Origin of the sequence: Flavobacterium tructae, assembly GCF_001853485.1 — a bacterium.
GTDB lineage: Bacteria > Bacteroidota > Bacteroidia > Flavobacteriales > Flavobacteriaceae > Flavobacterium > Flavobacterium tructae.
This window is the reverse complement of record NZ_MIKE01000023.1, coordinates 359,177-377,251: the sequence shown is the minus strand read 5'-3', so window position 1 is coordinate 377,251 and position 18,075 is coordinate 359,177. Positions and strand designations below refer to the sequence as shown.

Below are 18,075 nucleotides of genomic sequence, written 5' to 3'. Positions count from 1 at the left end.
TTATTCTTCAATCCAATGCGATGCGCGGCCAACAGCTCTGTCCCAGTTTTTGACCAATAAGTCTACTTTTTCCTGATCCATTTTTGGAGAAAATACTTGGTCTATCGACCATTGTTCTTTCAGATCATCCAAACCAGACCAATATCCCACAGCTAGTCCTGCCAGATATGCGGCTCCCAAAGCTGTAGTTTCTAATGTGGTAGGCCGGGTTACATTAGACCCAAATATGTCTGATTGAAATTGCATTAATAAATTATTTGCGGCTGCGCCACCGTCTACCCGTAGTTCTATTCCTTTGTATCCGGAATCTGCTTCCATAGCTTTGAGCAGATCGTTTACCTGATAAGCAATTCCTTCTAAAGTTGCTCTGGCAATATGTGCATTTGTTGTACCTCTGGTGATTCCAACGATGGCACCTCTTGCGTATTGATCCCAATGCGGAGCTCCTAAACCGGTCAAAGCAGGAACAAAATAAATACCACCATTGTCAGGTACGGTTGCTGCGAGAGCTTCGATTTCATCTGATGAATTGATTATTTTTGCGCCGTCTCGCAACCATTGTACGGCTGCACCTCCAACAAAAACACTGCCTTCTAAAGCATAGGTAGTTTTTCCGTTGATTTTCCATGCAATTGTAGTCAATAAATTGTGGGCTGAAAAAATAGGTTTTTCACCGGTATTCATGAGCATAAAACAACCTGTTCCATACGTATTTTTAATCATTCCGGAGTTGGTACAGAGTTGACCAAAAAGGGCTGCCTGCTGATCTCCGGCAACTCCGCTGATTGGAATTTTTGTCGAGAATAGGGTAGTGCTTGTTTCTCCATAAATGGCACTGCTTTCTTTTACTTCTGGCAACATAGCTCTCGGAATATCAAATAATGCCAGCAACTCGTCGTCCCAGTCCAGAGTGTTTATATTGAATAGTAAAGTTCTGCTGGCATTAGAAACGTCCGTCATAAACAATTTACTTCGGGTTAGTTTCCAAATTAACCAGGTATCTACAGTTCCAAAACAAAGTTTTCCCTGTTCTGCTTTTTCGCGTGCTCCGGGAACATTGTCTAATATCCATTTTACTTTGGTTCCGGAGAAATAAGCATCGAGAATTAATCCGGTTTTTTTCTGGATCATTTCTGTATGTCCTTTTGCTTTTAGTTCGTCGCAGTATTTTGCCGTTCTGCGGTCTTGCCAGACAATAGCCTTGTAGACAGGTTCACTTGTTTCACGATCCCAGACAATGGTAGTTTCCCGCTGGTTGGTAATTCCTATGGCTGCAATTTCGCGGCCCGTAATTCCAACTTTTGCTATTACTTCGGCAGCGACACTAACTTGCGAAGACCAGATTTCGTTAGGATCATGTTCAACCCATCCCGGTTTTGGAAAAATTTGTTTAAATGGCTTTTGAGAAATACTGACTATTTCTCCTTTATGATTGAATACAATGGCTCTGGAAGAAGTAGTTCCCTGATCCAAAGCCAGAATTAATTTGTCCTGCATGATCTTATATTCTTAAGTTAATAAAAATCTATTGAAATTCTTTTAGAAGAAAACCTTTTGCAATTCCATGAAAGTTGGTCATTTCTCTAAGGATCCAGGTTTCATCATGTCCGAGTTCCTTTGCCAGAAGGCGCGCTACTTTTTCAGAAGAAGCTATGGCAGCTCTGGCATCTAAGAACAACAAGCGAACACGTCTTGCGAGAATGTCATCTACCGTTCTTGCCATTTCATATCGAATAGCCCAAACAACTTCGGCCATTGTAAATTCGTGATCCGGATGTAATTTTTCTTTCAGTTCAGGCTCTCTTTTCTGCAATTCTAGTATTTCAGAAAGGTCTGATCCGTAGATATATAAATGATTTGTTCTGTCTGAATTTGTAGTGGCTTTATTTCCATGAATCGGAAGATGCTCGGTAATACAAGTTTTTTTAGGCAGTTTGCCTATTTTGATCGCCTTATCGATAATATCCTCAGAGATCTTTCTGTAAGTAGTCCATTTGCCTCCGGTAATTGTGATTAATCCGGTTTCTGAAACTATAATTTTATGGCTTCGGGAAACTTCTTTGGTGCTTTTGCCTTCTTCTTTCGGTGCAGCCAAAGGTCGTAAACCGGCAAAAACAGATAAAACATCGGCTCTTGTGGGTTTTTTAGCCAGAAAACGTTGAGCAGTTTCCAAAACAAATTCAATTTCACTCTCTAGCGCAATGGGCTCGAGACTGTGTTTTCGAATTAAGGTATCAGTGGTTCCGACTACAATTCGATTGTGCCAGGGGACGGCAAACAAAACTCTTCCATCACTTGTTTTAGGAATCATCAAAGCGTGTTCACCAGGCAAAAAGGATTGATCAAATACAAGATGAATTCCCTGACTTGGCACAATGTATTTTTTGTATACAGTGTCGTTAAGTTTCATGATGGCATTTGTAAAAACTCCTGTCGCATTAATGATAGCCGACCCTTTGATTTCGTACTTCTTGCCAGTTTCATGATTTATGGCTTCAACACCGATGATTTGGTTGTTATCATTCTTCAGTAAATTAACAACTTTGACATAATTTAAAAGGCAGGCTCCTTTTTCAATAGCCGTTTGAGCAATGTTTATCGCCAGTCGGGAATCGTCAAATTGACCGTCATGATAAATTACACCATTTGTTAGATTTCTTTCTGCTACGGCAGGAAGCATTTCAATTGTTTTTTTTCTGGAAAGGTATTTTGATCTTCCCAAACTTAAACGCCCTGCCAATAAATCATAAACAGTCAATCCGATGGTGTAGAATAAACCGGCAAAGAAGTTGTAATTCGGAATTATAAAAGATTGATTTTTTACTAAATGGCCGGCATTTTTGGCAAGTAAACCTCTTTCTTTTAAGGCTTCGATGACCAGATGAATATTTCCCTGCTCTAAATAGCGAACACCGCCATGAACTAATTTAGTACTTCGGCTGGAGGTTCCTTTTGCAAAATCGACTGCTTCAAGCAAAATGGTCTTATAACCCCGGCTTGCGGCATCAAGAGCAGTCCCCAAACCGCTTGCTCCCCCGCCAATTATGATTACATCCCAGTGTTCCGTATTTTCTAGTTTCGACAATTGTTCTGAGCGTTTCATAGGACTGTGATTGGTTCGCTTTTTTGTAAGATTAAATCTGGTATTGTAAACTTAATGAAAGTAAAATGAAGATAATACTCTCAGTCGAAAAAAATGTCTTAAAAAAAACTATAGAACTTAATCGCAGGTAAAATAAAACCCGACAGAGGTTTTTGAAATCTGTCGGGTTTACTTATTTTATTGTTCTATTTTCTAAATCAGTTTTTTTTCAAACGCTTTTCGCGCTCCTCCTCTGAAAAAAACTTCGCCACAATAGGTGTACTCCAGTCTGTCTAAAATTTTAAGCATTGGAATATTGTCAAAATTCGTGTCTACCTTTATACTGTATATGTTCTGTTTGAGGCATAAACTTTCTATCTTTTCAAACAGTTTGGTTGCAATACCTTTACCTTTTGCGAGTTTTGATACGGCTACCCGATGAACAGCTCCATAATCGCCATCAGTGAGCCATTGGCCTTCTATGACTTCGTAGGCTGGTTCTTTATCAAAAAGAATCGCCGCATAAGATAAAATAGTGTCGTTTTCTGTAAGCACGTACCCATGATCATTTTCAATATCGGTATGAATGGTAAGCTCATTAGGATAACCGTCCTGCCATTGTGTACTTCCGTCAAGTCTTCGCTGTTCGATAGCATCTTGCAGAATCTCCCAAATGAAAGGCACGTCAGAAATAATCGCTTTTCTTAAAATTAAGTTTTCGGTAATGTGAGTCATCTGTTAGCTATTAGTAAACCCAACAGGTTTTTAAAACTTGTTGGGTTTGATGTGTATAATATAAGTAAGAATATTAATGAGGCAATTTGTCTTTAATAAGACCATAAACCCAGGTTCCAAAGATGGCACTTATCAGCGTTACAATAATAACAGTTGCACCAGTACCAATTTGAGCAAATAAAGGCCCCGGACAAGCGCCTGTAATGGCCCATCCAAAACCAAATAAAAGACCTCCATAAATTTGTCCTTTACTGAATGTTTTGGGCTGAATTTCGATTTTTTCGCCTTGCAGTGTTTTTATGTTGAACTTTTTAATAAGAAATACAGAGATTACTCCAACAGCAACTGCACTTCCAATTACACCGTACATATGAAATGATTCAAGATGGAACATTTCCTGAATACGGAACCAGCTTATGATTTCAGTTTTTACGAATACGATTCCGAAAAAGATACCAACGATTAAATATTTAAGATTTCCAAAGACCGTTTCTTTTTTCTGGCTTGCGTTGATTCCCTCGCCGTCGACTGTTTTATTTTCTAAACTCATTTTTGAAATTTTAAAGTGAAAGAATATAAGGTAAGATCAAAAGTGTCATCACAAAACCTCCAATCATAAAACAGATTGTCGCTACCAATGATGGCCATTGTAAATTTGAAATTCCCATAATAGCATGCCCGCTGGTACATCCGCCGGCGTAACGTGTTCCAAAACCTACCAGAAATCCGCCTACCACAATCATGATAAAACCACGAAGTGTGAATAAACTTTCCCAGGAGAATAATTGTGCAGGAACCAAACCGTTATGATCGGTGATTCCGTAGGCAGCTAATTTCGTTGATAATTCGGGACTAATTTCTATTGGATTTGGATTTGCCAGGAAATAAGCCGCAATGACTCCACCCAGGAAAATTCCAAAAACGAAAAATAAATTCCAGCTTTCTTTTTTCCAGTCGTATTTAAAGAAAGAAATATTGGCAGGAATACAAGCCGCACAAATGTGACGAAGTGAGGAACTGATTCCGAAGGATTTATTTCCAAGAATCAATAAAATAGGAACTGTTAATCCGATTAACGGCCCGGAAACATACCAAGGCCAAGGTTCTTTTAAGATTTCAAGCATTTTTTTTGAGGTTCTAAGTTACTAAGATTCTAAGGTTCTGAGTTGTATTTTTAAGCGTTTTATTAATAAGGTCTCGTCGTTAAATTTCAAAGGTAAAATCTTAGAATCTTAGCGACTTAGAGCCTCAGCAACTTTATTTCAGCACTTTACTTTGACAAACAAAATCTGATTTCGGAATTTCTGTTTTAGAAATGGCTCCAAAACCGCCTTCAATTTCGCTAAAATTTCTGAAACCGCGAGCCTGTAAAATCGAAGCGGCAATCATACTGCGATATCCTCCGGCGCAATGCAGATAAAAATGTTCGTTTGGGTTAATGTCTTTTACCCAATCATTAATATAAGCCAGCGGTTTGCTATACGCATCTTCGATGTGCTCTGCAGCATATTCTGTTTCTTTACGAATGTCAATTACTTTGTCTTCTCCGAATTTGAACTCATTTGAAAATTGTTGAGCAGTGATTCTGTTTACAGTATCAATTTCGTAACCTGCTTTTTCCCAGGCTTCAAAACCGCCTTCTAAGTGACCAATAATCGTGTCAAATCCTACGCGGCTTAAACGGGTTACAGTTTCTTCTTCAAGACCGGTTTCTGTCACCAATATAATAGGCTGTTTTACATCACCAATTAAAGTTCCAACCCAAGGAGCAAAATCGCCATTGATTCCAATATTAATAGATTGCGGAATAAATCCTTTACTAAAATTGGCAGCACTTCTGGTATCCAGAATCAAAGCACCTGTTTCTTCAGCTACGGCTTCAAATTCTTCTGCTTTTATGGTTTTCATTCCATTGTACAAAACCGTTTCAAAACTTTCGTAACCTTGTTTGTTCATCGCCACATTCATACTGAAATAGGCTGGAGGAGGCAATAAACCGTCTGTGACTTCAGCAATAAATTCAGCTTCGGTCATATTAGCGCGCAACGCATAGTTATTTACTTTCTGATTTCCTATTGTAGAAACCGTTTCTTTGCTCATGTTTTTTCCGCAGGCGCTTCCCGCACCATGGGCAGGATAAACGATCACATCATCGGCCAAAGTCATAATTTTATCTCTTAACGAATGGTATAAAATCCCTGCTAATTGGTCCTGTGTCATTCCGGCTGCTTTCTGAGCTAAATCCGGGCGTCCAACATCTCCGATAAATAAAGTATCTCCGGAGAAAATGGCGTGATCTTTTCCGTTTTCATCAATCAGTAAATAAGTGGTGCTTTCCATAGTGTGACCCGGAGTATGCAGCGCTTTGATGGTGATATTTCCAATTTTGAATTCCTGTCCGTCTTTTGCCGAAATACAGTCAAATTCGCAGGCAGCGTTGGGTCCGTAAACGATTGGTGCCTGAGTTTCTTTGCTTAAATCGACATGTCCGGAAACAAAATCGGCGTGAAAATGCGTTTCAAAAATATATTTCAATTTTACCTCATCACGCTCTAAACGGTCTAAGTAAGGCTGAATTTCTCTTAACGGATCAATAATTGCGGCTTCACCATTTGAAGTAATATAATAGGCACCCTGCGCAAGGCATCCGGTGTAAATTTGTTCTATTTTCATGATTTGAAATCTAAAATAATGTGATACAAAGGTAAGTCTGTTTTTCGGGAAATTAAGTGACTATTGTTACAGAAATTTAATTTCGGTGTGAAATAAAAAGCGGATTTTATCATACAAGTTATATTATTTGATTTAAACCCGTGCAATTAAGCTTTAACTTATAATTTTGCATATGACGAATGTCATTTTAAAACCAATAAACAGTTAAAAAGATGAAAACAGAAGATTTATTGAATCAGATTGCTTTTATAAAAGAAATTGATAAGGTAAAATACATTCAGCGAAAAACGAAGCTGTTTCATAGTGACCGAAACGAAAATGATGCGGAACATAGTTGGCATTTGGCTTTAATGGCAATCGTTTTGGCCGAACATTCAGATGAACCAATTGACGTTCTGAAAGTCGTGAAAATGGTTTTGATACACGATATTGTAGAAATTGACGCAGGTGATACCTTTATATATGATTCACAGAAAAATCATTCGAATACCGACGAAGAACGATTGGCGGCGAATCGTATTTTTGGTTTGCTACCGAAAAAACAGGCAGAAGAATTAATTGCTATTTGGGAAGAATTTGAAGCAGGTGAAACTAACGAAGCTAAATTTGCCAGATCGATGGATCGTTTAGAGCCTTTGTTGCAGAATACTTCTAACAATGGCGGAACCTGGAAAGAGTTCGGTGTAAGTTATGATAAAGTGTACGAGAAAAAGAGCGTGATAAAAGAAGGTTCTAAAACATTATGGAGTTATGCCGAAGGATTAATTAACGAAAGTGTTGAAAAAGGGATTTTGAAGAAAGAATAGTGTGGATAATCTTGTCATTTCGACCGAAGGGAGAAATCGCACGCAATGACACAAGAAGCTCAATAAAGATTGGCGATTTTGTTTGCGGATTTTCTAATGCGATTTCTTCCTTCGGTCGAAATGACAATTCTGGTTTAAAAACATAAGTGCAGTTTGTACAACTAAATTGTTGAAAAGTTTAACAATTATCAGGGGATAAACTTTTTTTAAAGGCAGGAGTTTCGGGTTTTAATGGGTAAATTTGTGGGACTTCATAAATAAAATACCGCTATGGAAGAAATGCTTTTTTATGACCGAATGCAATTTGCCTTCACAATTACTTTCCACTATCTTTTTCCGCAACTTACAATGGGTCTTTCGCTGATCATTGTGTACTTCAAATGGAAATATCTCAAAACTAAAAACGAACAATACAATCACGCCACCCATTTCTGGATGAAAATCTTCGCCCTGAATTTTGCGATGGGGGTGGTAACCGGAATTCCGATGGAGTTTCAGTTTGGAACCAACTGGGCAAAGTTCTCCGAGTTAACCGGAGGGATTATCGGTCAGACATTAGCCATGGAAGGTATGTTTTCGTTTTTTCTGGAATCCTCTTTTTTAGGTCTGTTTTTGTTTGGAGAAAAATTATTGGGACATAAATGGCATTTTGTCACCGGATTACTCATTTGTATCGGTTCCTGGGCCAGTGGTTATTTAATTATCGCAACACATTCGTGGATGCAGAATCCGGTAGGTTACGAGATTTTGGAGAACGGAAAATTCGTGTTGACCAATTTCAAAGCACTGTTTCTAAATCCTTGGCTATGGCCATCCTATTTACACAATCAGGCCGCTTCTTTAGTGACAAGTTCTTTTGTGGTGGCAGGAATTGGTTCTTTTTATATTTTAAGTAAAAAGAATATTGTTTTTGGAAAACTGTTTCTTAAAACGGGAGTAATCTTTGGATTGATTGCCAGTATGATTGTAGCTGTTCCAACAGGAGATTTATTAGCCAAGAATGTGGTGAAATACCAGCCGGTAACTTTCGCGGCTATGGAAGGAATTTTCCATACCGAGAAAAAAGGATCTGAAATTGTTTTAATCGGTCAGCCCGATGTGAAAGACAAAAAATTAGATAATAAAATTGCCGTACCTAATATTTTAAGTTTCCTGACTTATGGAAATTGGGAGCAGGAAATAAAAGGACTGGATCAGTTTGAAGAAGATCTTCATCCAACTAATATTTCAGGCTTATACTATGCGTATCATATTATGGTGGGACTTGGAACAGTTTTTATTGGTTTGATGTCTTTGGCCTTGTTTCAATTGATCAGAGGTAAATTGTACGAAACCAAGTGGATTCTCTGGTCCTTGCTTTTTATGATGCCATTCCCCTATATTGCCAATACTACCGGATGGTATACGGCGGAGTTGGGAAGACAACCCTGGCTTGTTTATAATTTAATGCGAACAGCAGCCGGAGCCTCTCCAACCGTATCTTCCGGAAATACCCTGTTTACTTTGTTAGGATTTATAGGATTGTATCTTTTGCTTGGAATGCTGTTTTTGCTTTTGATTGGAAAAATTATCAATAAAGGACCTCACACTGAAGTCATAACTGAAAATATATAAGTATGGAATTTTTTTGGTACGTAGTTTTAATGGGAATTTTGGCTGTTTATATTGTGTTAGACGGTTATGATTTTGGAGCAGGAATTATTCATTTATTTTTTGCCAAAACAGAAAAAGACAAAAAAGCAATTACAAATGCAATCGGTCCGTTTTGGGATGCCAACGAAGTTTGGATTATCGCTGCAGGAGGTGTTTTGTTTTTTGCTTTCCCTACTTTATACGCTTCTTCTTTTAGCGGATTTTACCTGCCTTTGATCATGATTTTATGGTTGCTGATTTTTCGTGCCATTGGTTTGGAAATGCGCGGACAGGTGCATCATCCCATGTGGGAAGCAATCTGGGATAAGGCTTTCGGAATTGCAAGTTTGCTTTTGGCTTTGTTCTTCGGAATTGCTTTAGGAAATATCGTGCGCGGAGTTAATCTTGGAATGGTAACCAATGGCGTTTCGACTCAGGAGGCACACTATTTCTTTTTGCCATTGTGGAATCCAACATTTAGTCCGCGGGCAAGTGAATTGGGGATTATCGACTGGTTTACACTTTTCCTGGGAATTGTGAGTGTGGTTTCTTTAACCATCCACGGCGCAAACTGGATCATCTTTAAAACCAATTCAGCATTGAATCCACAGCTTAAAAATGTTGTTTTTAAATTGAATATTGTCTTGCTGGTTTTGGTGTGTATTTCGTTGCAAATCTGGCACTTTATTGAACCAAAGCCTTTCCATAATTTTGTAGAGAATCCAATTCTTTGGTTTTTTCCATTGATGACTTTTGTTGGGATTTTAGGATTATTTAAAGTACGCTCGTGGAAAAAAGACGGTTATGGATTTTTGTTTTCATCTCTGTTTTTGGTAGGTGGATTTGCTTCAACAGCTGTTTCTATTTTTCCGAATGTTTTGCCTTCTACGAATAAGGTGAATCCATCCTTAACTATTTATAATACTGCCGCCGGCGAATATGGATTGAATGCCGGAATGAGTTGGTTTTTTATCGCTTTGTTTTTGGTGATTATCTATTTTATTATTCAATACCGTGTTTTTAGTGGGAAAATGGATGATATCGGGTATGGGGAACATTAGGATTTATAACCGCGAATTCACAAATTTTCATGAATTAATGATATGCATAGCCGTTGGTTTTAACCAACGGTTTTTTTGTTTGATTCCGAGATGGCTTTAGCAAAAAAAAAGAGTTGTTAGGTAAAGTTGTGAAAGATTATTTTTATAAATTTTGTGATTTGAAACCTTTAAAAATAGGCTGAAAGCCTTAAAGTAATAACGTAGTGCATCGCACTACGAATTAAGAAGCAGTGAATATTGCCCTGAAAGGGCTAAAGCAAATGAGTAGTAATAGATTAAAGAAGAATAAATGTTTCTCAAAAATATATAAAGGATTTTTTTTTTTGAGATTAGGCTTTCGCCCTTTCAGGGCTTATCATCATAATCTTTTTTCATTCATAGTGCTTCCCACCATGTTGTTGCTAAGGCTCTTTCAGAGCGTAAGGTTTCGAATGTAAGTAATTTTTAGGTTGTTTTTTTGGTTTTCATCTTTATCAAAATTCAGGGTTTAATAGAAGTGGTAAAAGAGATCATTTGTTTTTTTGTTTAAGTTAATCTTTTGAAAAGAATTAAGTTCTGGATGATCCCGTTTTATGAAATCTGGACTATAAAAGAGTTTAAGTTTTAGAATATTTTCGTTCTTTTAATCTCAAAATTTACAATAATGAATTACCAAATCAAAAAAGCAAGTTTGGAAGATCTTAATGAAACAGCTGAACTTTTTGACCTCTATCGTGTTTTCTATCGTCAGAAATCTGATGTTGAGGCAGGCAAAGCATTTCTTAAAGAACGATTGTTGCATAATGAGTCGGATATTTTTTTAGCGATTGCAGACGGAAAAGCAGTTGGCTTTGTACAGCTCTATAAAATATTTAGCTCTACTAAAATGCAAAGACTATGGTTACTAAATGATCTTTTTGTGCATCCTGATTACAGAGGTAAAGGATTTTCTGTGGCATTAATTGATCGCAGTAAAAAATGGTGTGAGGAAACAAATGCTTGTGGTTTGATGCTGGAAACCGAAAAAACAAATGATATAGGAAATCAATTATATCCGCGCTGTGGTTTCGAATACGACGGTCAACATAACTATTATTATTGGTGGAAGTAAGATTCAAAAGATAAAGAGGCTAATGATCAGTTTTTTTGTTTTGGATGTACGAAAAGTTGTATTTTTGTTTGTTTCTAAATCTTTTGAGATTGTATTTTACAAAGATGGATTTGTATTTTACGAAAACAGAAAATTTTAAAGAATTTTAAATATCTTTGAATTATGAGTACATTGAACAGACCCAAAAATATTGGCCGAAACATAAGCCGAATTAGAGAACTTCGTGGTATGAAACAAGGAGCACTTGCTGATGCCATTGGCACAAGCCAGCAGACTATTTCAAATATTGAAACCAGTGAAACTGTTGAATTTGAAAAATTGGTACAAATTGCAAAAGCACTTGGTGTGACGGTAGAAGCTATTGAAAATTTTACAGAAGAATCTGTTTTTAATTTCTTCAATAATTTTTATGATAATAGCACAAGTAATGGTCAGGCTGCGTCTGGACCTATTTTTACTTTTAATCCTTTGGATAAGATGGTTGAACTTTACGAACGTTTGGTTTTGGCTGAAAAAGAATTAGTTCAGGCTGAAAAAGAAAAAGTAGAATACCTGGAAAAGCTTTTGAATAAATAGAAATATAAAGGACTTAAGGTCACGTAAATCTGCGTTAGGGATAGGAGCGATATCTCCCGATTTAGAAAAACAAGGCTTTTTAGCCGTAGTTTTTGTTAATCTGGAATTTAGCGGATAGCCCGACCGAAGGGAACGCCCAAAAAATACAAATCCGTTTTTTCCTTGTGAATAAAACGGATTTCTTATTTTTAATGGTTGCCAAAGTTGAATTGAATAGGTAAAATAAAAATCTGTTTAAATCTGCTGAATCTGCGTGAAACTTTAAAACTTTAAAACAAAACTTCCTTGGTAATAATATAAAATCCCATTACGAGAACAAACCATCCAAAAATGGGTTTTAGTTTAGCACCGTCGATTTTTTTAGAAAGCTGGCTTCCTATAAACATTCCGAAGAGTGCCATTGCCGAAACGCCTAATAAAAAAGTATAATCGATAGGAGTTCCGATGTATAAATCGCCGCCGAAACCTATCGAAGAGTTAATCGTAATAATCAACAATGAAGTTCCAACGGCTTGTTTCATGGGTAAATTAGCGAAGAAAAGCAGTGCAGGGATAATTAAAAATCCGCCTCCGGCACCCAAAAATCCGGTCACAATTCCAACTAAAAATCCAATTAGACTTAATTGAACATAATTAGTTTCGGTGGCTTTTGTTTCGGGTTTATTTTTTCGGATCATCGAAATTGCTGCTGTAATCATCAATACCGAGAAGATAATCATGATAAGAAAATCTTTGGAAACCGAATATGAAGCTATAGAAAACAGGGTAGAAGCAATTTGAGGAAAAATAACTTCCCGAATAATCAGAATCGAAATGACAGAAGGAATCGCAAAATACAAAGCCGACTTAAGTTTAAGATTCCCCATTTTGTAATGACTGTAACTTCCAAACATGGCAGTTAATCCCACTATAAATAAAGAATAAGAAGTAGCTTGTTCCGGATTTACTTTGAACAAATACACCAAAATCGGAATGGTAAGTATAGATCCGCCTCCGCCAATTAAGCCTAGTGATATTCCTATAATGATTGAGGCAAAGTACCCTAAATATTCCATTGCATTTGTTTTAACGCAAAGATGCTTCGTTTAAGAGAGACTGACAGTAACATTTATCACATAAGAGTATTTTGCCACAGATTAAAAAGATTAATAGGATTCCTGTTGGGTTAGTTTTTAAATCAGCATTGCTGTAAATTCGTCATATCGTTAAAAAATCAATTTAATCAATTTAATCTGTGGCAACTGTCTATTTTAAAAGTTCGATTTGATTGCGGTTGAGTTTGACCAGACCTCTTTGTTCCATTTTTTTAAGGAGTCGGGAGATTACCTCTCTGGAAGTATTCAATTCCGTTGCAATTTCCTGATGCGAAAGATTTACTTCAGAGCAGCCACAGGCATCCGAATGTCGTTTGAGGTAAAACTCTAAACGCTCGTCCATAGAACGGAAAGCGATGTTGTCTACTACTTCGAGAACTTCTTCAAAGCGGCTGCGGTAGGTATCGATTACAAACTCATACCAGGTTCGGTGTTCCATCATCCATTTGTCCATCATTTGTAACGGAATCATCATAACCGAAACATCTTCGACAACTTTTGCCATTATCTGGCTTTTTTCGCTTTTAGCAGTGCAGATCATCGAAATGGCACAGGCTTGCCCGGGTTGCAGGTAGTACATTAAAAACTCGCCGCCATCTTCACCTTCGCGGTAAATTTTAATTTTTCCTTTGGTGATTAACACGGTGTTTTTAATGTATTGTCCGGTTCGCATTAAGATGGTTCCGGCTTCAAAATCCTGTGGAATTCCGTTTTCTTCAATTGTTGCAATAAGTTCGTCGGAAAAATTAGGGAATATATTTTTTAGTGAGTTTTGCATTGATAATAGGAGGGAATTAATGCCCACGGTTTTTACGGTTTGAACAGGTTTACACTTTTTTTTGCCACAAATTCCACGAATTAATTTGTGGAAATTCGTGGCGAATATTTTAATCCTTTTAATCAGTGGCAAAAAACATTCGTGAAGAACATTTTTATTAAATTAAAATTAAAATCTATAATTTATTACAAAGATAGGGGATTGCAATGGTATAAATTATCAGAAAATTATATTTAAGAGGTGTTTTGTGTAAATGAAAAAATCCTATTTTCTATCGAATTTATAGACTATATTTTTAAAAATAGTAAGTAAATTTGCTTTTCACTGATTATAGTACTTTCTCTAAAACGTTTTCTGAGAATAATAATCGAAATCGCATTTGGCACGTTTTTAATCAATAGAAACGTCGTAATTTTACAAAAACACATTTACTATGAATTTATCACAAGAAGATTGGGTTAATCAGCTGGCTGCTGACGAGAATGCAGTTATACTGGACGTAAGAACTGAAGACGAATTTAATGACGGCTACATTGAAAATGCCGTAAACATCGACATTAATAAAGGACAAGGGTTTATTTATGAAATCGAAGAGCTTGATAAAAACAAAAACTATTATGTGTATTGCCGTTCTGGTGCCAGAAGTGCCAAAGCATGTCAGATTATGAATGAGTTAGGGATTAGTAATGCCTACAATTTGCTTGGTGGAATTCTGGATTGGGAAGGTGAAACCGTAAACCCATAAAACAGAAGAAGAGGCCTATAAAGCCTCTTTTTTCTTTTTCAAATGCTATTAATAACCAAACTATAACAGACCAAATTATGAGTTTAATACCCGAAGAATTTCAAATTAAAAATTTGATCAATCAAGATACTTATCTTGTAAATGGAGAATTAAAACCATGGACGGGACAGACAACCCCGGTTTTTTCGACCATTTCCTCAACCGAAAAATACACGCCAACTTTATTAGGATCGATTCCGTTTATGGAAGAGAAAGAAGCTGCCGAAGTAGTAGAAGCTGCCAATGCCGCTTACAACAAAGGTCAGGGCTTATGGCCAACGATGAAGGTAGTTGACCGCATTAAATGCATGGAGAATTTCGTAAAACAGATGAAGGAAACCCGCGAAGAGGTGGTGAAACTTTTGATGTGGGAAATTGGAAAAAACCTTGGCGATTCGCAAAAAGAATTTGACAGAACCGTTGAATATATTCAGGATACCATAGACAGTTATAAAGAACTAAACGGACGTAGCTCGCACTTTGAAAAAGTTCAGGGTGTTAATGCGATGATTCGTCGTGGGCCTCTGGGTGTAGTTTTGTGCCTTGGACCTTATAATTATCCTTTAAATGAGACTTTTTCATTGTTGATTCCCGCTTTAATTATGGGAAACACTGTGATTTTTAAACCTGCAAAACATGGTGTTTTATGTATTTCGCCTTTGTTGGAAGCGTTCAGAAGCAGTTTTCCGAAAGGAGTAATCAATATTGTTTACGGTCGTGGCCGAGAAGTAGCTTCGCCTATTATGAAGTCGGGAAAAATTGACGTTTTAGCGTTAATCGGAAACAGTAAATCGGCAATAGCATTACAGGATCAGCATCCAAATAAAAACAGACTTCGTTTGATTTTAGGTCTGGAAGCGAAAAACCCGGCGATTATTTTACCCGATGCCGATTTAGATCTGGCGATTCAGGAATGTATTACCGGAAGTTTATCGTTTAACGGACAACGTTGTACGGCACTGAAAGTTCTATATGTACATGAATCTATTGCGGAAGAATTCAATAAACGTTTTGCTGAAAAAGTAGACGGTCTGGCATTTGGAAATCCTTGGGAAAAAGGAGTTTCTTTAACACCGCTTCCGGAAACAGACAAACCAAAATACATTCAGGGCTTAATTGATGATGCCCTACATAAGGGCGCAAAAGTATTGAACGAAAAAGGAGGAAAGCATAGTGAAAATTATATTTTTCCGGCAGTTTTGTATCCGGTAAACAAAGAAATGCGAGTGTATCACGAAGAGCAGTTTGGACCGGTGGTTCCCATTATCTCTTTCAAAGATATCAACGAACCACTTGAAGATATGGCCGAATCGAATTATGGACAGCAGGTGAGTCTTTTTGGGAAAGACATTAAAACTTTGGCACCGCTTATTGATGCCTTAGTAAATTTAGTATGCAGAGTAAACCTCAACAGTTCTTGTCAGCGTGGCCCTGATGCCTTTCCGTTTACGGGGCGTAAAGATTCTGCTGTAGGAACTTTAAGTATTCCGGATGCCTTGCGTTCTTTTTCTATCCGTACGTTTGTGGCTTCAAAAGATATCGCTTATAACAATGAAATTTTGCAGGAATTGCTAAACAGCAGAGAATCGAATTTTATTAATACCGATTATATTTTGTAGTTTCCAAGGTTATATATTAATTGTAGAGGCCGTCTTTTTCTTTTTGAATTGGACGGTTTTTATTTTCTTTTTAAGTCTTTGATTTTCTGTGTGATTGAGGTTCTGACTTTATTGTTTATTTTTAGAAATAAATTTTCTGAATAATGTAACTTAAAGCTAAAAATGTCATCTAACTACTATAATCAATCAAACCACCAAAATCTTAAAACAACTTATGGAAAAAAAATCACTTCAATTGCTATTTATAGCGTTTTTGTTTTTAGCACAAAATAGTTTTGCACAGGAACTTTACATGCCAAGGAACATTAAGGAATCTTATACTAATGGTGTTCGTTCTATGGATGGAAAACCCGGGAAAAATTATTGGCAAAATCATGGTAAATATGACATGGCTTTGACTGTAGACGCCAATACAAAAATAGTTAGCGGAACCGAAACGATTGTGTATGAAAACAACAGTAATGATACGCTAAGAAATTTACGAATTAGATTTGTGAATAATATTCATAAAAAAACCTCGCCACGAGCGGTATTAAATAGTGAAGGTTTTTTTACGGAAGGATTGACAATTACAAATTTGAAAATCGAAGGCGAAGTCTACAAAGAAGATGCTAAAAGTTGGGGTACCGTTGGGAGTGTAAAAATGAAGAAACCTTTGCCGCCTCATAGTAAAATTACAATTGATATCGACTGGAATTATCCGCTATCAGAAGTGAGCGGGAGAGAAGGGCAAATCGATAACACTACTTTTTTTGTAGCCTATAGTTATCCTCGTGTTTCTGTTTTTGATGATTACAATAAATGGGATAACCTGCCTCATACTTCAGGTCAGGAGTTTTATAATGATTTTAATGATTATACGTATTCTGTAAAAGCACCTAAAAATTATGTGGTTTACGGAACAGGAGATTTATTGAATCCGGATGAGGTTTTACAGCCTGAATTTGCTGCACGTTTAAAAAAATCATACGTAACAGATGAAATTTTACACATTGCCAATGAGCAGGAAATGAAAAGCGGTCTGGTAACAAAACAAAGCGATTGGAACGTTTGGAAATTTGAAGCTAAAAACATTACAGATGTTTGTTTTGGTTTAAGCGATCATTATTTATGGGATGCCGGAAGTGTAATTGTAGATAAAAAAACAAAGCGCCGCGCGAGTATCCAAGCAGCTTATGATGTAAAAGGAACCGATTTCGAAAATTCGATTAAGTACAACCAATATGCTTTAGATTTCTTCTCACACAATTGGCCGGGAGTACCTTATCCATATTCTAAAATGACGGCTTTTCAGGGTTTTGCAGATATGGAATATCCAATGATGTGTAATGATTCGCAAATGGGAGATCCTGTTTTTGCACAATTGGTTCAGGATCATGAAGTAGCTCATACCTATTTTCCTTTTTATATGGGAATTAACGAAACGCGTTATGCTTTTATGGACGAAGGCTGGGCGACAACTTTTGAATATTTAATAGGAATCGCAGAGCACGGAAAAGAAGCTGCCGACAAGTTTTATAAAGAATTTCGAGTAGAGCAATATATAAATGACCCGTCTACAGAAGAAGATCAGCCTATCATCACTATGTCGTCACAGTTATCAGATTCAGGTTATGGCAATAATTCATACGGAAAAGCTTCTTTATCATACCTGGCTTTAAAAGACTTGCTAGGTGATGATTTGTTTAAAAAAGCATTGCATGCCTATATGGACAATTGGAATGGTAAACACCCGGTTCCATGGGATTACTTTAATTCGATTAATACAGCTTCGGGTAAAAATTTGAATTGGTTTTTTGATAATTGGTTTTTCACGAATAATTACTTAGATCTTTCCGTTAAAAAGGTGGCTAAGAATGTTATTTCTGTAGCCAATGTTGGTGGTTTTGCAATTCCGTTTGATGCCATTGTAACCTACGCAGATAATACGACAGAAACAGTTCATAGCACACCGGCTGTTTGGCAGGCGAATCAAAAACTGGCCGCTGTTACAGTGAAGAGCAGCAAGCCAATTAAAAAAGTAGTTCTAGATGGTGGTATTTTTATGGATGCTACTCCTGCCGACAATACCTGGTCAGGAAAATAAAAGAATACAACAGAAGCCGCTTTTTTCAATAGAAAAGCGGCTTCTGTTTGTAATAAAAG

At 37.0% G+C, this 18,075-nt stretch carries 16 protein-coding genes; 8 read left to right on the top strand and 8 right to left on the bottom strand.

Features of this window, described 5'->3' with window-relative positions; all coding sequences use genetic code 11:
* The 6 genes from glpK to BHE19_RS12485 form a co-directional block, all read right to left on the bottom strand.
* Complete coding sequence (gene glpK / locus BHE19_RS12510; protein ID WP_070907398.1) at window positions 1-1,497, bottom strand: glycerol kinase GlpK; 1,497 nt, start codon at window positions 1,495-1,497, stop codon at window positions 1-3.
* 28 nt (window positions 1,498-1,525) lie between these two features.
* The gene (locus tag BHE19_RS12505) at window positions 1,526-3,103 is read right to left on the bottom strand and encodes a glycerol-3-phosphate dehydrogenase/oxidase (RefSeq protein WP_070907397.1); all 1,578 of its coding nucleotides are present in this window, start codon (window positions 3,101-3,103) and stop codon (window positions 1,526-1,528) included.
* Window positions 3,104-3,295: 192 nt separating this feature from the next.
* Window positions 3,296-3,817: a GNAT family N-acetyltransferase gene (locus BHE19_RS12500; protein WP_083342539.1), complete on the bottom strand. Its 522-nt coding sequence runs from the start codon at window positions 3,815-3,817 to the stop codon at window positions 3,296-3,298.
* A 73-nt stretch (window positions 3,818-3,890) separates the two neighbouring features.
* Complete coding sequence (locus BHE19_RS12495) at window positions 3,891-4,367, bottom strand: DUF6691 family protein (protein WP_017495270.1); 477 nt, start codon at window positions 4,365-4,367, stop codon at window positions 3,891-3,893.
* Window positions 4,368-4,377: 10 nt separating this feature from the next.
* The gene (locus tag BHE19_RS12490; RefSeq protein WP_070907396.1) at window positions 4,378-4,941 is read right to left on the bottom strand and encodes a YeeE/YedE family protein; all 564 of its coding nucleotides are present in this window, start codon (window positions 4,939-4,941) and stop codon (window positions 4,378-4,380) included.
* 133 nt (window positions 4,942-5,074) lie between these two features.
* Entirely contained in the window at window positions 5,075-6,490 is a 1,416-nt protein-coding gene (locus tag BHE19_RS12485; protein ID WP_070907395.1) for an MBL fold metallo-hydrolase, read from the bottom strand.
* A gap of 212 nt (window positions 6,491-6,702) precedes the next feature.
* Here BHE19_RS12485 and BHE19_RS12480 point away from each other — a divergent pair, with 212 nt between their 5' ends.
* The 5 genes from BHE19_RS12480 (at window position 6,703) to BHE19_RS12460 (ending at window position 11,655) form a co-directional block, all read left to right on the top strand.
* The gene (locus tag BHE19_RS12480; protein ID WP_070907394.1) at window positions 6,703-7,296 is read left to right on the top strand and encodes an HD domain-containing protein; all 594 of its coding nucleotides are present in this window, start codon (window positions 6,703-6,705) and stop codon (window positions 7,294-7,296) included.
* Between the two features lie 270 nt (window positions 7,297-7,566).
* Window positions 7,567-8,910: a cytochrome ubiquinol oxidase subunit I gene (locus BHE19_RS12475; protein ID WP_017495274.1), complete on the top strand. Its 1,344-nt coding sequence runs from the start codon at window positions 7,567-7,569 to the stop codon at window positions 8,908-8,910.
* A 2-nt stretch (window positions 8,911-8,912) separates the two neighbouring features.
* On the top strand, window positions 8,913-9,989 hold the full coding sequence (gene cydB / locus BHE19_RS12470) for a cytochrome d ubiquinol oxidase subunit II (protein ID WP_070907393.1): 1,077 nt from the start codon (window positions 8,913-8,915) through the stop codon (window positions 9,987-9,989).
* A 643-nt stretch (window positions 9,990-10,632) separates the two neighbouring features.
* Window positions 10,633-11,079 (top strand): GNAT family N-acetyltransferase, encoded by a 447-nt coding sequence (locus tag BHE19_RS12465; protein WP_070907392.1) that lies wholly within the window; start codon window positions 10,633-10,635, stop codon window positions 11,077-11,079.
* 162 nt (window positions 11,080-11,241) lie between these two features.
* Window positions 11,242-11,655 carry a helix-turn-helix domain-containing protein gene (locus tag BHE19_RS12460; RefSeq protein ID WP_070907391.1) on the top strand — a complete coding sequence of 138 codons (414 nt, stop codon included), beginning with the start codon at window positions 11,242-11,244 and terminating at the stop codon, window positions 11,653-11,655.
* Window positions 11,656-11,924: 269 nt separating this feature from the next.
* Here the strand turns inward: BHE19_RS12460 and BHE19_RS12455 are convergent, their stop codons facing one another.
* Together BHE19_RS12455 and BHE19_RS12450 are read right to left on the bottom strand one after the other, a co-directional pair.
* Window positions 11,925-12,710 carry a sulfite exporter TauE/SafE family protein gene (locus BHE19_RS12455; RefSeq protein ID WP_070907390.1) on the bottom strand — a complete coding sequence of 262 codons (786 nt, stop codon included), beginning with the start codon at window positions 12,708-12,710 and terminating at the stop codon, window positions 11,925-11,927.
* 190 nt (window positions 12,711-12,900) lie between these two features.
* A complete protein-coding gene (locus BHE19_RS12450; RefSeq protein ID WP_070907389.1) occupies window positions 12,901-13,527 on the bottom strand; it encodes a Crp/Fnr family transcriptional regulator in 627 nt (208 codons plus the stop codon).
* A 433-nt stretch (window positions 13,528-13,960) separates the two neighbouring features.
* On the opposite strand from BHE19_RS12450, the gene BHE19_RS12445 reads away from it, so the two are divergent.
* From BHE19_RS12445 to BHE19_RS12435, 3 genes are all read left to right on the top strand, one after another.
* Window positions 13,961-14,272, top strand: coding sequence for a rhodanese-like domain-containing protein (locus BHE19_RS12445; RefSeq protein WP_017495279.1), 312 nt, complete (start codon window positions 13,961-13,963; stop codon window positions 14,270-14,272).
* A 77-nt stretch (window positions 14,273-14,349) separates the two neighbouring features.
* A complete protein-coding gene (locus BHE19_RS12440; RefSeq protein WP_070907388.1) occupies window positions 14,350-15,930 on the top strand; it encodes an NADP-dependent glyceraldehyde-3-phosphate dehydrogenase in 1,581 nt (526 codons plus the stop codon).
* 214 nt (window positions 15,931-16,144) lie between these two features.
* Entirely contained in the window at window positions 16,145-18,016 is a 1,872-nt protein-coding gene (locus tag BHE19_RS12435; protein ID WP_070907387.1) for a M1 family metallopeptidase, read from the top strand.
* The last annotated feature ends 59 nt before the right edge of the window (window positions 18,017-18,075 follow it).

Coding starts and splice junctions, on each gene's coding strand:
- glpK (WP_070907398.1), bottom strand. CDS start 1,497: ATGCAGGACAAATTAATTCTGGCTTTGGATCAGGGAACTACTTCTTCC.
- BHE19_RS12505 (WP_070907397.1), bottom strand. CDS start 3,103: ATGAAACGCTCAGAACAATTGTCGAAACTAGAAAATACGGAACACTGG.
- BHE19_RS12500 (WP_083342539.1), bottom strand. CDS start 3,817: ATGACTCACATTACCGAAAACTTAATTTTAAGAAAAGCGATTATTTCT.
- BHE19_RS12495 (WP_017495270.1), bottom strand. CDS start 4,367: ATGAGTTTAGAAAATAAAACAGTCGACGGCGAGGGAATCAACGCAAGC.
- BHE19_RS12490 (WP_070907396.1), bottom strand. CDS start 4,941: ATGCTTGAAATCTTAAAAGAACCTTGGCCTTGGTATGTTTCCGGGCCG.
- BHE19_RS12485 (WP_070907395.1), bottom strand. CDS start 6,490: ATGAAAATAGAACAAATTTACACCGGATGCCTTGCGCAGGGTGCCTAT.
- BHE19_RS12480 (WP_070907394.1), top strand. CDS start 6,703: ATGAAAACAGAAGATTTATTGAATCAGATTGCTTTTATAAAAGAAATT.
- BHE19_RS12475 (WP_017495274.1), top strand. CDS start 7,567: ATGGAAGAAATGCTTTTTTATGACCGAATGCAATTTGCCTTCACAATT.
- cydB (WP_070907393.1), top strand. CDS start 8,913: ATGGAATTTTTTTGGTACGTAGTTTTAATGGGAATTTTGGCTGTTTAT.
- BHE19_RS12465 (WP_070907392.1), top strand. CDS start 10,633: ATGAATTACCAAATCAAAAAAGCAAGTTTGGAAGATCTTAATGAAACA.
- BHE19_RS12460 (WP_070907391.1), top strand. CDS start 11,242: ATGAGTACATTGAACAGACCCAAAAATATTGGCCGAAACATAAGCCGA.
- BHE19_RS12455 (WP_070907390.1), bottom strand. CDS start 12,710: ATGGAATATTTAGGGTACTTTGCCTCAATCATTATAGGAATATCACTA.
- BHE19_RS12450 (WP_070907389.1), bottom strand. CDS start 13,527: ATGCAAAACTCACTAAAAAATATATTCCCTAATTTTTCCGACGAACTT.
- BHE19_RS12445 (WP_017495279.1), top strand. CDS start 13,961: ATGAATTTATCACAAGAAGATTGGGTTAATCAGCTGGCTGCTGACGAG.
- BHE19_RS12440 (WP_070907388.1), top strand. CDS start 14,350: ATGAGTTTAATACCCGAAGAATTTCAAATTAAAAATTTGATCAATCAA.
- BHE19_RS12435 (WP_070907387.1), top strand. CDS start 16,145: ATGGAAAAAAAATCACTTCAATTGCTATTTATAGCGTTTTTGTTTTTA.